The sequence below is a fragment of the Ensifer sp. D2-11 genome (assembly GCF_054161295.1).
Window position 1 is genome coordinate 1743206 of record NZ_CP096433.1, and the last position, 12332, is coordinate 1755537.

At 63.5% G+C, this 12332-nt stretch carries 13 protein-coding genes; 6 read left to right on the forward strand and 7 right to left on the reverse strand.

Features of this window, described 5'->3' with window-relative positions; genetic code table 11:
* Nucleotides 1-43: 43 nt before the first annotated feature.
* Entirely contained in the window at nt 44-814 is a 771-nt protein-coding gene (gene tpiA / locus M1D34_RS08410) for a triose-phosphate isomerase (protein ID WP_015241144.1), read from the reverse strand.
* A 260-nt stretch (nt 815-1074) separates the two neighbouring features.
* Here tpiA and M1D34_RS08415 point away from each other — a divergent pair, with 260 nt between their 5' ends.
* The gene (locus M1D34_RS08415) at nt 1075-1701 is read left to right on the forward strand and encodes a cytochrome b (protein WP_498781588.1); all 627 of its coding nucleotides are present in this window, start codon (nt 1075-1077) and stop codon (nt 1699-1701) included.
* Nucleotides 1698-2303 (forward strand): YceI family protein, encoded by a 606-nt coding sequence (locus tag M1D34_RS08420; protein ID WP_498781590.1) that lies wholly within the window; start codon nt 1698-1700, stop codon nt 2301-2303. Before M1D34_RS08415 ends, M1D34_RS08420 begins: the two co-directional genes overlap by 4 nt.
* Here the strand turns inward: M1D34_RS08420 and M1D34_RS08425 are convergent.
* Both M1D34_RS08425 and M1D34_RS08430 read right to left on the reverse strand, forming a co-directional pair.
* Nucleotides 2300-3625 carry an FAD-binding oxidoreductase gene (locus tag M1D34_RS08425; protein ID WP_498781592.1) on the reverse strand — a complete coding sequence of 442 codons (1326 nt, stop codon included), beginning with the start codon at nt 3623-3625 and terminating at the stop codon, nt 2300-2302. The genes M1D34_RS08420 and M1D34_RS08425 overlap by 4 nt on opposite strands.
* 28 nt (nt 3626-3653) lie before the next feature.
* Nucleotides 3654-4589: an alpha/beta hydrolase gene (locus M1D34_RS08430; protein WP_498781594.1), complete on the reverse strand. Its 936-nt coding sequence runs from the start codon at nt 4587-4589 to the stop codon at nt 3654-3656.
* 192 nt (nt 4590-4781) lie between these two features.
* Between M1D34_RS08430 and parE the strand changes: the two genes are divergently transcribed.
* Complete coding sequence (parE, locus tag M1D34_RS08435; RefSeq protein WP_003534725.1) at nt 4782-6842, forward strand: DNA topoisomerase IV subunit B; 2061 nt, start codon at nt 4782-4784, stop codon at nt 6840-6842.
* A gap of 16 nt (nt 6843-6858) precedes the next feature.
* Here parE and M1D34_RS08440 read toward each other — a convergent pair whose 3' ends face one another.
* Nucleotides 6859-7329, reverse strand: a complete 471-nt coding sequence (locus M1D34_RS08440; RefSeq protein WP_003534724.1) for a GNAT family N-acetyltransferase — start codon at nt 7327-7329, stop codon at nt 6859-6861.
* Nucleotides 7330-7555: 226 nt separating this feature from the next.
* Here M1D34_RS08440 and M1D34_RS08445 point away from each other — a divergent pair, with 226 nt between their 5' ends.
* Entirely contained in the window at nt 7556-7987 is a 432-nt protein-coding gene (locus M1D34_RS08445; RefSeq protein ID WP_003534723.1) for a hypothetical protein, read from the forward strand.
* Between the two features lie 15 nt (nt 7988-8002).
* Here the strand turns inward: M1D34_RS08445 and M1D34_RS08450 are convergent, their stop codons facing one another.
* A complete protein-coding gene (locus M1D34_RS08450; protein WP_498781597.1) occupies nt 8003-9136 on the reverse strand; it encodes a DUF2336 domain-containing protein in 1134 nt (377 codons plus the stop codon).
* Nucleotides 9137-9208: 72 nt separating this feature from the next.
* On the opposite strand from M1D34_RS08450, the gene M1D34_RS08455 reads away from it, so the two are divergent.
* Nucleotides 9209-9919, forward strand: coding sequence for an aldolase/citrate lyase family protein (locus M1D34_RS08455; protein ID WP_498781599.1), 711 nt, complete (start codon nt 9209-9211; stop codon nt 9917-9919).
* Nucleotides 9920-9927: 8 nt separating this feature from the next.
* On the opposite strand, the gene M1D34_RS08460 is transcribed toward M1D34_RS08455, so the two are convergent.
* Nucleotides 9928-10530 (reverse strand): flavin reductase family protein, encoded by a 603-nt coding sequence (locus tag M1D34_RS08460; RefSeq protein ID WP_498781601.1) that lies wholly within the window; start codon nt 10528-10530, stop codon nt 9928-9930.
* Complete coding sequence (locus M1D34_RS08465) at nt 10530-11114, reverse strand: nitroreductase family protein (RefSeq protein ID WP_003534715.1); 585 nt, start codon at nt 11112-11114, stop codon at nt 10530-10532. The genes M1D34_RS08460 and M1D34_RS08465 overlap by 1 nt, the downstream gene beginning before the upstream one ends.
* A gap of 100 nt (nt 11115-11214) precedes the next feature.
* On the opposite strand from M1D34_RS08465, the gene M1D34_RS08470 reads away from it, so the two are divergent.
* Entirely contained in the window at nt 11215-12210 is a 996-nt protein-coding gene (locus M1D34_RS08470; protein ID WP_498781603.1) for an RgsD C-terminal domain-containing protein, read from the forward strand.
* Nucleotides 12211-12332 lie beyond the last annotated feature (122 nt).

Here is a 12332-nt window from a genome sequence, read left to right on the forward strand (position 1 = left end):
CCTCTTTATACCAAGCCGCCAGCTATTCCAAGTCCCGCGGCAATCAGGCAGTCAATTCTTCATAGGCCCTGTAGATGGCGAGGAAATCATCGGCTTTCAAGCTCGCGCCGCCGATCAGGGCGCCGTCGACATTGGCAACGCCCATGAGTTCCTTCGCATTCGAAGGCTTGACGGAACCTCCATAGAGGATCCGCATCTTGCCGCCTTCCGGGCCGAAGCGCGAGACGAGCTCGCGGCGCATGAAGGCGTGCGCCTCCTCGACGTCGGACACGGTGGGCGTCAGGCCGGTGCCGATCGCCCACACGGGTTCGTAGGCGATCACCGTATTTTCGGCCGTCGCCTGATCCGGCAGGCTCTCGGCGAGTTGGCGCTTCAGAATATCGAGCGTCCGGCCGGCCTTGCGCTCCTCTTCCGTCTCACCGACGCAAACGATCGCGACGAGATCCGCTCCATGCGCTGCCTCCGTCTTGGCACGCACCAGTGCGTCGCCTTCGCCATGATCGGTGCGCCGTTCGGAATGGCCGACGATCACATGCGTGCCGAAGCAATCGGCGACCATTTCAGCCGAGACTTCGCCGGTATGGGCTCCCGACTGTTTCTGGTGGCAGTCCTGCGCCCCGATCATCAAAGGGCTGTCGTCGCAAAGCGCGGTCGCAACGTAAAGCAATGTGGCGGGCGGGCAGATCAGGGCGTCAACCCTCGCGGAAAGGTCGCCTTTGACGCCCTCGGCCATTGCCTTGATCTGGTCCAGAGACGCACGTGTTCCATTCATCTTCCAGTTGCCGGCGACGAGCGGGCGGATATCGGGCGTCATGGGATCTCCTCCAGATCAGGTCTCTTCGTCTCGGCAAGCGGCGTAGCAAATCGCTCGCGTAAAAAAAAGCACCCAGGCGGATTATTCCGGCGCCGGCGGTACAAGCTCTGCGGAATACGTCGCCCCATAACGCTTTGCCGGCTGTCCGGCCCCAATGGCGAATCGACCGGGCGAAAGCGAATAAAAACGAGGCCGCGGGCGTCTAATGCGGAGACGCTCTACCATCACGTAGACGTACGCGCCGGGCGTCGGAGTCTGCCATGCTGCGCAACAGCGACAACGGGTTCGGAACGGTGACGATCGCCCTTCACTGGACGATCGCGGTTCTGATCCTCGGGCTCATCCTCGCCGGCTTCGTCATGCGGCGCATCGAGATCGACCCGGCTCTGCAGTTCTCCCTTTACCAGTGGCACAAGTCGTTCGGCTTCACCGCTTTGGGACTGGCTGCGTTTCGGATGCTCTGGTGGCTCGTGGAAACCAGCCCGGCAGCTTCTCCGACCCTTGGCCCGATGGAGCACATGGCCGCACGGGCCACGCATCTGTCGCTCATCGCGCTCGCACTCCTCGTGCCGCTGTCCGGCTGGGCGGTCGTGTCCGTCTCGACGCTGGCGATCCCGAGCTTCTATTTCAACTTGATCATCATTCCGCATCTGCCGCTCCCGAAATCCGGGACTTCGGAAGCGTTCTGGGCCCTCGCCCATGCCATGCTCGCCTATGTGACGCTTGGCCTGGTCGCGATCCACGCGGCGGCAGCATTCTATCACCATCTCATGAGGCGCGACTTGGTGCTCATCCGCATGCTTCGCTCCGGGTCACTGCCGCGCACCGGCAGCACCGTCAAGACTTCCGAAAAGGACGACACCGTTGTCGAGAGGAAACGAACATGACCAGCCCAGGCAAGCAGTCCATGGCGGTGGCCCTGCCGCTCGCGCTTCTCGCCCTTGCCCTCGCAGGGACGCCGGTTGCGGGGGCGAAAGCGCCGGCACTTGCGGACGCCGCCGGGAACTACCGCATCGCGAGTTCCTCGAGCATCCAGTTCAGCGTGGGACAAGTGGGTGGCAGCGGCGGCATTGCCGGCCGCTTCACTAAATTCTCGGGCATATTCCGGATCGATGGCGATGACGTCGGGCGATCCTCCGTGGAGTTCACGCTTTTTCCGGAGAGCGTAAGGTCCACTGAGCGCCGGATCGAGGACTTCCTGCGCTCCAGCGCAGTGTTCGATGCAGCCAACCACAGGACCGTGACCTTCCGCTCTACCGGCGTCAGCCAGACCGGCCCGGATACCGCAACGATCGAGGGCGTTCTCACCGCCCGCGGCAAGAGCCGCAAGGAGCGCTTCGACGTGAGGCTCACCGATTGGAACAGGCGCTCGATTTCCTTCACGATCCGCGGCAGCATCCGCCGCTCGCCCTACGGCATGACCGTCGGGACGCCCATTTACTCCAACGTCGTGGAGTTCGACATGAACATAAGGGGGCAGAAGCGTTAGGTTTGCCCGGGCGCCAGGGCCGTGCGCCGCCAGAAGTCCGAGACCATTGCCGGATCGCGCAGCGCCTCCAGCCTTTTCCAGGCGGGAAATGATGCTTCGAAGATGGCTGGGCTCATGCGGAAGTCCTGGCACGGATTGACTGCACCGCCGGCCACGACGGCAATCTGGTCGAGAGCGTCGAGCAGCTTGACGGTGGCCTCGCCTTGATTGGCAAAGTCCATGGTCAGGGCGAAGCCCGGCCTCGAAAAGGAGAGAAGCCCTGGGGAGGCTATGCCACCGAAACGGTGCAGCTTCGTCCGTACGGACCCATGACCGGCACGGCGGGCTGTTTCGAGCAACCGCGCCGTGGTCTCCGGCGCGGTCGCAACGGGATAGACGCTTTGATGCTGGCAGAGGCCACGCCGCCCGTAGAGCCTGCGCCACCCGCCGATCGCGTCGAGAGGGTGAAAGTAGGAAGTCCACGTCTGCGTCGACACGGTCTCACCACGGTCGTGCTTGCGAAAGCGGTATTCGTTCAGCATTTTCAGCGTCACGCTGTTGAACAGACTGAAGGGCGGCGAAAAAGGCACGGCGAGCCTCGGCCCCTTCGGGATATCAGGATATTCGCAAGCGCCGTCGGCGTGATCCGCGGCGAACAGGACGCCCCTCCCCATGCGCCGTCCCGTCGCGAACTGGTCGAGCCAGGCTACGGCATACTCGTGCTCCTCTTCGGCCCGTTCGGCCAGTGTGAAATATCGATCGAGACTATCGAAGCGAAGCACGTGCCGCTGGACATGCGGCGACGGCACCTTCATCAACCGAAGCTCGACGTCGAGGATCAGCCCGGTCAGTCCCAGGCCGCCGATCGTCGCAGCGAAGAGTTCCGCATTCTCCTCGGGCGAGCAGACCAGGCGTTGGCCCGTCGAGCGCAGCAAGGTCAGGCGCCGGACGTGATTGCCGAAGGAGCCGCGCGCATGGTGATTGCCGCCGTGGATGTCGTTGGCGACGGCGCCGCCGACGGTGACGAGGCCCGTCGCCGGCGTCACGGGAAGAAAGAAGCGATGCGGAACGGCGCGCGCCAGCAGGTCGGCAAGGATAGTGCCGGCCTCGCAGCGAATGGTCCCGCTCCCCGGATCGAAAGACAGGATGCGGTTATGCTTCCTGCTTTCGATAAGCGTCCCGAGTTGGTTGCGGCAAACATCGCCGTGGCTCAGGCCATTGCCGACGGGAAGAAACGCCATGGCGGCCACCGAGCTTATGCCGTCCTCGTAGTCATCGGGTGAAACGGTCGGTCGAGACCGGTTTCCAAACCGACCCGCTTCCTCGAAATCGTCCATTCTCATTACCGCCGTCAACTCCACAACCGATCGCCTAGCGGTCAAGGATCCAGTTCAGCGCCTCTCGCCAGTCCGTCATTCTGATCGGAGTTCCATGCGAACCTGTTTCGAACAGGACGAAACGGGCAGGATAGCCCTTCGATCTGAGGCTGCGGTAGAGCGCGATCTGGGACTCGGCCGGATAGACGCTGTCGCGGCTGCCGTGGCTGAAGAGTATCGGCAGCCGCGCGCCGTAGGCGGCACTCTTGCGAAAGTCTGGGTCGGCGGGGCCGCCCATGATCATCACGCCGCCAAGGGCCGAGACGGCTGCCTCTTGGCGGGCTATGCCCCAGCAGATGAAGCTTCCCATGGAGGCACAGGAAAGGATTACCGGCCTTCCGCCGGAACGCTCCGCTGCGAAACGGATCAGTGCCGAAACATCCGCTACGCTCGCAGCATCGAAGGACCTAACGCTTGGAGCGTAATAGGTTCCGCCATTGACGACAGCCAGATTTTTGAGGCGATTGAAATTGCCTCCGAAGGCGAAATCATTGGCACCGAGACGGCGGTCGCCGCCGCGACCATGAATAAAGATCACGGTGAATGCGGCGCCGCGATCGGGGCCGACGCGGGTGACGTCAAGCCCCCGCTCGCCGAGACCGAGCGTCTCGTTCACCTGCACGCCCTTGACACCGAGCGACACGTAAGCGCGCTTCACCCGCCGCTCGGGTATCTGGTCGCGCTCGTTGATGTCGCGTAGTTCCTGGTAATCGACAACGCGGAAGTCGCCGCCATCCGCCTCCTGAAGCAGTTTGCTGTAGCGAAACAGCGCATCCTTGTAGGGCTTAACGGGTTCGGCCCTTGCGGAAACGGCAAGGCTCGCGAAAAGAAGCGCGCCGATCAGATGCCGTATGGAGAAAAGAATTGTGGACATGGACACCCGATCGGCTCCCTCGTTCGGCGCCTGCCTTGCCACCGGCGCCTCGGCCAAGCAACACTGGCGCGGCAAATCTGGCTCATTAAAGGGTATTTCTTCCTCCGGGGCATCGAAATTCGCCTTTTGTTCGCCCTTCGGGCGAGACTCTGGCAGAATTCCGGTGATTCGCGCGACAAAGGATGGCGGCCGCGCCGCGGTCTTGCTATGGCCTAGCCGACAATTAGACAGGAACGATCTGAACGCTCCATGGACGACAGCAGCGACCTTTTTTCCGCTATGCCCCAACAGCCGAAGCCGGCGGATGCCGCGCCACGCAAGCCCGCGGCCCCCGCCGCCGGTAACGAAGCGTCGCGCCCCGCACCCAAGACGAGCGACGGCAGCGACTACGACGCCTCGGCAATCGAAGTGCTGGAAGGTCTGGAGCCGGTCCGCCGCCGTCCGGGCATGTATATCGGCGGGACGGACGAAAAGGCCCTGCATCATCTGTTCGCCGAGGTCATCGACAACTCGATGGACGAGGCGGTCGCGGGACACGCCAACTTCATCGACGTGAACCTGGACGCCGACGGCTATCTGACGGTGACCGACAACGGCCGCGGCATCCCGGTCGAGAACCACCCGAAATTTCCCGGCAAGTCGACGCTCGAGGTGGTGATGACGGTGCTGCATGCCGGCGGCAAGTTCGACGGCAAGGCCTATGAGACCTCCGGCGGCCTGCACGGCGTCGGCGTTTCCGTGGTCAACGCACTGTCGGACGACCTTGAAGTCGAGGTTGCCCGCAATCGCCGGCTCTATCGCCAGCGCTTCTCCCGCGGCATCGCGCAGGGCGGCCTCGAAGACCTGGGTGACGTACACAACCGGCGCGGCACCAGGGTCCGTTTCCACCCCGACCCGCAGATCTTCGGACCGCATGCCCGCTTCGAGCCGGCGCGGCTTTTCCGAATGGCCCGCTCCAAGGCCTATCTCTTCGGCGGTGTGGAAATCCGCTGGTCCTGCGATCCGGCGCTCCTGCCGGAAGGTTCGGAAATCCCGGACAGGGCCGTGTTTCATTTCCCCGGCGGCCTCAAGGACTATCTCGCCGCCACGCTCGGCAAGGAATTCACGGTCACCCGCGAGATTTTCGCCGGCAAATCGGAAAAGTCCGGTGGCCACGGTTCGCTCGAATGGGCTGTCACCTGGTATGGCGGCGACCAGCAGATCCATTCCTACTGCAACACCATCCCGACGCCCGAAGGGGGAACGCACGAGGCGGGTCTGCGCATTGCGCTGACGAAGGGGCTCAAGAACTACGCCGAGCTCACACAGAACAAGCGCGCTGCGATCGTCACCACGGACGATGTCATGATCTCTGCGGCAGGCATGCTCTCGGTCTTCATTCGGGAGCCGGAATTCGTCGGTCAGACGAAGGACAAGCTGGCAACGGTGGAGGCGCAGCGCATCGTCGAAAACGCGCTTCGCGATCCTTTCGACCATTATCTCGCCGACAATCCGGCAGAGGCGGCCAAGCTTCTCGACTGGGTGGTGGAGCGCGCCGAGGAGCGTGTACGCCGGCGCAAGGAAAAGGAAGTCAGCCGCAAGACGGCGGTCCGCAAGCTGCGCCTGCCGGGCAAGCTCGCGGACTGCGCCCAGAATACGGCGGAAGGTGCCGAACTCTTCATCGTCGAAGGGGACTCGGCCGGCGGTTCGGCCAAACAGGCGCGCAACCGCGCCAACCAGGCGATCCTGCCGCTGCGCGGCAAGATCCTCAACGTCGCCAGCGCCGGCCGCGAGAAGCTCGGTGCCAATCAGCAGATCGGCGATCTCGTCCAGGCGCTCGGCTGCGGCACGCGCTCGAAGTATCGCGAAGAGGACCTGCGCTACGAGCGCATCATCATCATGACCGACGCCGACGTCGACGGTGCGCACATCGCCTCTCTTCTGATCACCTTCTTCTATCAGGAGATGCCGGAGCTCATCCGCGGAGGCCATCTCTATCTCGCCGTGCCGCCGCTCTATCGCCTGAGCCAGGGTTCCAAGACGCTTTATGCCCGCGACGACGCGCATCGCGAAGAGCTGATGCGGACGGAGTTCAATGGTCGCGGCAAAGTCGAACTCGGGCGGTTCAAGGGCCTCGGCGAGATGCTGCCCGCGCAGCTCAAGGAAACCACGATGGACCCGGCCAAGCGGACGCTCCTCAAGGTCGAAATCGACGATGTCGACTTCGAGGGCACCCGCGATGCCGTCGACAGCCTGATGGGAACGAAAGCCGAGGCCCGCTTCCGTTTCATCCAGGAGCGCGCCGTCTTCGCGGACAACCTGGACATCTGAAACTCGCGATCGCCCCTCACGCCTCCTGCCGAACCGGTTTTTCCATGAACAAGCTCAGCGGATCAGGTAGATAGCTGCCGAACGGCGCGCACTCCACGTAGCCGGATGCCTTATAGAGACCGATCGCTTCCGGCTGATAGATGCCGGTCTCCAGACGGATTGCCGTGAGACCGAGCTTTGCCGCTTTGGCTTCGAGAGCCGATAAGAGCAGCTTGCCAAGCTTCAGCCCCCTCGCCTCCGGGTCGACGAACATCCGCTTGATCTCGGCCGTACCGTCGCCCGCTTCGACGAGGCCACAGCAGCCGACGACTTCGCCGTCACGGCGGGCCACGAAAAAGGATACGGTGGGCTGCTCCAACTGAGACAGATCGACCAGATGATTGCTTTCGGCCGGATAGAGCGATGCCGCATAGGCGTCGGACAATTCGAGCAGGCGGATGACGGCCGGCTGGCGCGGCGACTCTTCGGCGATGGTTACGGCGGTCATTTCAGTCTCTCCATTCGGTCCCGTCCGGAAGCACATGATTTCAACGCTCTAATGCCGAAGATCGCCGGGACCAATACGCCAAACGACGCAATTTCGCAGCTACTACAATCAATCCGCGTAACGGGGAGAAACAATTTGTTTCGGCGCCCGCCGGCTTTTGCCCTTCTTTGGAAAGAATCGGACGGCCATAAACAAGCGTCGTCATCATCTGAACGGAAGAGTGACCATGAAAGCCGCCCTGATCGTCATGACCATTCTCGGTTGCGACGACAACGTTACCCAATGCCATTACATCTCGACCGTGAACGGCGACTGGCCGTCGATCGCGCAGTGCGACACGGAATCGCAAAAGGAACTGCCGCGGTTCTCCGACAGGAACTACCCCGTCGTGGTGGCCGTGTGCGAGAGCTCAGGGCCGGGCATGACGGCGGAAAGCGAGCCGGTTCCGGAGCTGAATGCAACGCTTCCGGCTCAGCCGGGCGTGCAGCAAAACACAACATCAACGGCAGAAGGCGGAGAACCAACCTTGCCGAGGCGCGCCCTGGCATTGATCAGCGGCGCCGTACCCGACCGGGAGAAACTGAAGGCGATCGTCAGTGCGCCGGTCCACTACGTCGAAGACGGCTATTCCTGGGTGGCGCGCCGATTCGGCAATTGAGGTAATCAAGCCGTCTTACGCGGCCTGGCGGGAGAGCAACAAGGCGTAGTTGCGCGCCCTCTGCCGCTGCTCGGCAAAAGCCAGCCGCTCCGCGAGTTCGGCGACGGCGTGATATGCGCCGAAGCTTCGGCGGCGAAGGCGATCCGAAAGTCTGGCGGCCACGGAGAGGGAGGCTCCATCGTGATCCGCATCTGCCTCGCATTGGCAGAACAATACGGCCTCCGAAAACATTCCGCTCACTTCACGGCCAAGCCCCGCAGTTTCGAGGAGAGCCCTGATCGAGTGGAATCGCCCGCCCGAAAGGATCGACCGGACGCGCTTCTCCGGGACTCCGGACAGATCCACGATTGCCGCAGAAAAAAACTCCGTCCTGCCGCTGCAAAGCGCCGTCAGCAGCAGAGCCGGCGTCAGGCGGCCGGTTTTGCGGAGAGCGGCAATCATCCGCTGCAATTCCTCCCTCGCGGAAGCCGACGAAAGCGTCAGCGCTGCCGCGTCGCAAGTCTCCCGCACGACACGCTGCGCCCGGTCCTCGCCGATAACGGCGCGTACCAGGTCGGACGCCGCAAGCGCCGCGCCGGCTTTTTCGGCGAGGGTCTGGCGCGCGTCGCTCGGCAGATCATGACGCTCGAGCAACAGGCCGCGGGCGGCCACGCTATCGCCGAGGCGGTCGGCAATTCGCCGCAACGAGCCCGGAGAAAGCCTGGCCCCCGGATTTTCCAACAGGATGAGCACCTCTTCCTCGCCGCCGATCTCGGCGATGGCAGCCGCAACCGCGCATGAGACGGCGCTGCGGGAGGCGATCAGCGCCCGCATCTCCGCGCCGCCGTCCGCCGCCATGTCGACAAGATCGTCGTCATTCAAGACCGGTGAGCGGGAAATCGCAATGTAGGCAATCTCGGGCTGGTCCTGCGCAAGCGCCTTGATGATCGAGCGCGGCACAATCGGGCAATCCGCCAGCGCCTCGGCAAGAGACCGCCGCACCTTGGGCGAAGGATCGTCGAGGAGAAAGGTCATCGCCATTTCGACCGCCTGCCGATCGATGCCGTTCACATCGGCCTGAGCAAAGGCGCGACCAAGCGCACTGGCAGCACTGGCGCGTTCGCTGGCTTTCGCCGTTTCCACCCAGCGAAGAAATGCTTGTATGATCACCTATGCCCCACTAGTCACCCGAGCAGCCCCATGCTCGAAGCCTAGCGGCCAAAGGTTTAAGATTGGTTCACCATGTCTGTTAACGGCGCGCAAACCATCCTACCGTTCCTGTATCTGCCGGCCGGCGAACCGGTGCCTCGCAGGGAGATCCTGACCGCCTTCCGAGCGGTCGTGATTGCCGGGAGCGAAACTGGCCTGCCGCCCTCGGATCTGCCTCGACAGGACGCCGGCTGCCTGTTGCTCGCCCGAATCGAAACGAGTGGCGATCCTGGCGAAGACGAACTTGCCGCTTTGATCGGCACCAGCTTCGACGGCGTCGTTCTGGCAGGATGCCGCGGCCCCGCAGACATTCAACGGCTCGATGTGCTGCTCAAGGTCGCCGAGGCGGCGGCCGGCAAGCCCCAGGGACGAACGGTGATTCTTGCGGAATACGCGACGACGCCGGAAAGCGTCCTGTCGCCTCACTCGCTGGCGGGTGCCTCATCGCGCCTCTCGGCACTGGTGTTCGATGCCTCAGCCCTGGCCGAAGCGTGTGGTTGCAGGCGCGTGACCGAAACTGGCGACGTGCCGGCCGTCGTTCGAGCCGGCCGTGCTGCGGCAGTCCTGAGAGCCTGCGAGGCCCGCATCGCGGCTTACGACATGCTGCCGGTCGACGCCGATGACGAGGCGACCGTGCGGCGCCTGTGGAAAAACAGCGTGGAGAACGGCTTTTCGAGCATTGCCCTCCGCTCGCCGCAGCAGATCGATCTTCTTGCCGCTGCAGGCGTCGTGCCGGAAGTCTAGAACCTGATCTAGCGAACAGGCCGCATCATCTCGAAGACGTCGCCGCCATCGCAATAGTCCATGTAGCCGAGCCGGGCGAGCGGCTTGACGGTCGCCATGTCGAACCGCCCATCGCGGATGGCCTCCTCGCGGATGTGAATGCCGACCACTGCGCCGATGACGACATAGCTGTCGGAAACGACGCCGTCGATACCCTTGGGACGGAAGATCTCCGTCATCCGGCATTCCAGCGCCGCGAATGCCTCGCCCACGAAGGGAGCCTTCACGAGCCTTCCCTCTACGGGCGTCAGTCCTGCGATCTCGAACTCGCTTTCACCATGCGGGGCAGCCACCGAGGTGAGATTGACCGCCTCGCTCAGGTTGCGGCTGGCAAAGCTCGCGGTGAACTCCCCGGTCGCCTCGATGTTGCGTACGGAATCCTTGTAGCCGCTCGAGGCGAACATCACGAGCTTCGGCCGGTCGCTGATGGCGTTGAAAAAGGAATAGGGCCCAAGGTTCAGCGCCCCATCGGCCGCGCGCGTGCCGATCCAGCCGATCGGTCTCGGCGACACGATCGCCTTGAAGGGATCGTGCGGCAGGCCGTGCCCGTTTCCGGCGGTGTCGTAGAACATCAGTCGCCCTCCCCGACCCAGGTGACGATCTCCTCGAGTTCGGGCCTGGGGCGCTCCGTCGGCGGCACCATTGCAGTGCCGATGTGAATGAAGCCCGCAATCTTCTCGCCCGGCGCCACGCCGAGCAGCGGATAGGCCCGTTCCTCGAAGGCATACCATTCGGTCAGCCAGTTCGATGCGTAACCGAGCGCATTTGCGGCCATCAGCAGATTGAGGCAGACGGCACCAGCCGACATCTGCTGCTCCCATTCCGGAATCTTGAAATGCGGCGCCGCCTTGCTGACCACGGCGACCACGACCGGCGCGCGCGTCAGCCGCGCCTCCTCGACCTTGATCATCTCTTCCGGCATGTCCGGCTTGGCGGCAAGCGCCATCTTCTTCAGTTCGGCGCTGATGCGCGCCCTCTCCTCGCCCCGATAGACAATGAAGCGCCACGGCGCCAATTTGCCATGATCCGGCACGCGCGAGGCGAGCTTCAGCATTTCCGCGACTTCCGCCTTGCTGGGTCCTGGCTCACCCATCTGAAAGGCCGGGATGGACCTGCGGGAGGCAAGATAGTCGACAAGCTTTATTTCGGTTTTCATATCGAGCGAATTCCACTAGTTTGCCGCCGGATCGGCAGCCACGAAAATGCCATACCGGCGTCCCAAGTGGAGTCACCCAGTCAAGAAGTCAACTGCTCTCATGCGTCTCCCTCTTCGTATTTTCCTGAGAACCGTTCTGGCGATCACACTCGCCGGGGCCGGTGCGGGACGCGCGCTTGCGGAGGATCCGACTGACGCCTTCAAGAGCTTTCCCTCGATCTCCGGCACGCACAAGATGCCGAAGCTTACCGGTTTCAGCCCGCTCATCACCGATCCGACGCAGGGCGGCCAACTGAAGGACGTGGAGCTCGAGGCGCTGCTGACGGATAAGGGAAAGCCGGTCCAATCGGGCCTTACCTGGCGGGTCTTCAGCCCCATTCCGGGCAGCGACGGAAAGCTGCCGCTGCTCGCGACCTCCGAGGGCGGCTCCACCGCTTTCAATCTCGTGCCCGGCGAATATTTCGTCAACGTCGCCTTTGGCCGGGCGGGCGCGACCCGCAAGATTCGCGTGCCCGAAGACGGCCCGCTCGACAAACAGGTGCTCGTGCTCGATGCCGGGGGCGTCATGCTGAACGCCGTCTCCGGCAGCGATGTCCGCATCCCGCCGAACGAACTCAGCTTTTCGATCTTCTCTTCCGACGTGAAGGAGGATGGCGAGCGCGGCCTCGTGGTCGCCGACGTCAAGCCCGGTACGGTGGTTCAGCTCAATGCCGACACCTACCACGTCGTGTCGAACTACGGATCGGTGAATGCCGTCATCCGTGCCGATATCCAGATCGAAGCCGGCAAGCTGACCGAAGCGACGATCCAGCACCGCGCCGCGAAGCTGACCCTGAAGCTCGTCTCGGAAGCCGGCGGCGAAGCCATTGCGGATACCGCCTGGTCGATCCTCACTTCCTCCGGCGACGTCGTCAGCGAGAGCGTCGGCGCCTTCCCGACCCTCGTCCTTGCCGAGGGCAGCTACACGGCGGTGGCCCGCAACAAGGACAAGATCTACCAGCGCGATTTTGCCGTGAAGGCCGGCGTCAATACCGACGTGGAAGTGCTGCTCAACGGCAACGGCGAAGCCGACCAGGCCGCGGAAGCGCAGGACTGAAGCCCGCCCCTCATCCGCCTGCCGGCACCTTCTCCCCGCAAGCGGGGCGAAGGGACAAGCAGCGGTCGCCCGATCATCTTTCACGCCGGTTGCTGCAGCGGGACGAGCGTGCCGCTTGTCCC

Excerpts from the sequence above, each read along its gene's own strand:
- M1D34_RS08470 (WP_498781603.1), top strand. The coding sequence starts at position 11,215 with ATGCGTCTCCCTCTTCGTATTTTCCTGAGAACCGTTCTGGCGATCACA.
- M1D34_RS08465 (WP_003534715.1), bottom strand. The coding sequence starts at position 11,114 with ATGAAAACCGAAATAAAGCTTGTCGACTATCTTGCCTCCCGCAGGTCC.
- M1D34_RS08420 (WP_498781590.1), top strand. The coding sequence starts at position 1,698 with ATGACCAGCCCAGGCAAGCAGTCCATGGCGGTGGCCCTGCCGCTCGCG.
- tpiA (WP_015241144.1), bottom strand. The coding sequence starts at position 814 with ATGACGCCCGATATCCGCCCGCTCGTCGCCGGCAACTGGAAGATGAAT.
- M1D34_RS08460 (WP_498781601.1), bottom strand. The coding sequence starts at position 10,530 with ATGTTCTACGACACCGCCGGAAACGGGCACGGCCTGCCGCACGATCCC.
- M1D34_RS08415 (WP_498781588.1), top strand. The coding sequence starts at position 1,075 with ATGCTGCGCAACAGCGACAACGGGTTCGGAACGGTGACGATCGCCCTT.
- M1D34_RS08455 (WP_498781599.1), top strand. The coding sequence starts at position 9,209 with ATGTCTGTTAACGGCGCGCAAACCATCCTACCGTTCCTGTATCTGCCG.
- parE (WP_003534725.1), top strand. The coding sequence starts at position 4,782 with ATGGACGACAGCAGCGACCTTTTTTCCGCTATGCCCCAACAGCCGAAG.
- M1D34_RS08440 (WP_003534724.1), bottom strand. The coding sequence starts at position 7,329 with ATGACCGCCGTAACCATCGCCGAAGAGTCGCCGCGCCAGCCGGCCGTC.
- M1D34_RS08445 (WP_003534723.1), top strand. The coding sequence starts at position 7,556 with ATGAAAGCCGCCCTGATCGTCATGACCATTCTCGGTTGCGACGACAAC.
- M1D34_RS08425 (WP_498781592.1), bottom strand. The coding sequence starts at position 3,625 with ATGAGAATGGACGATTTCGAGGAAGCGGGTCGGTTTGGAAACCGGTCT.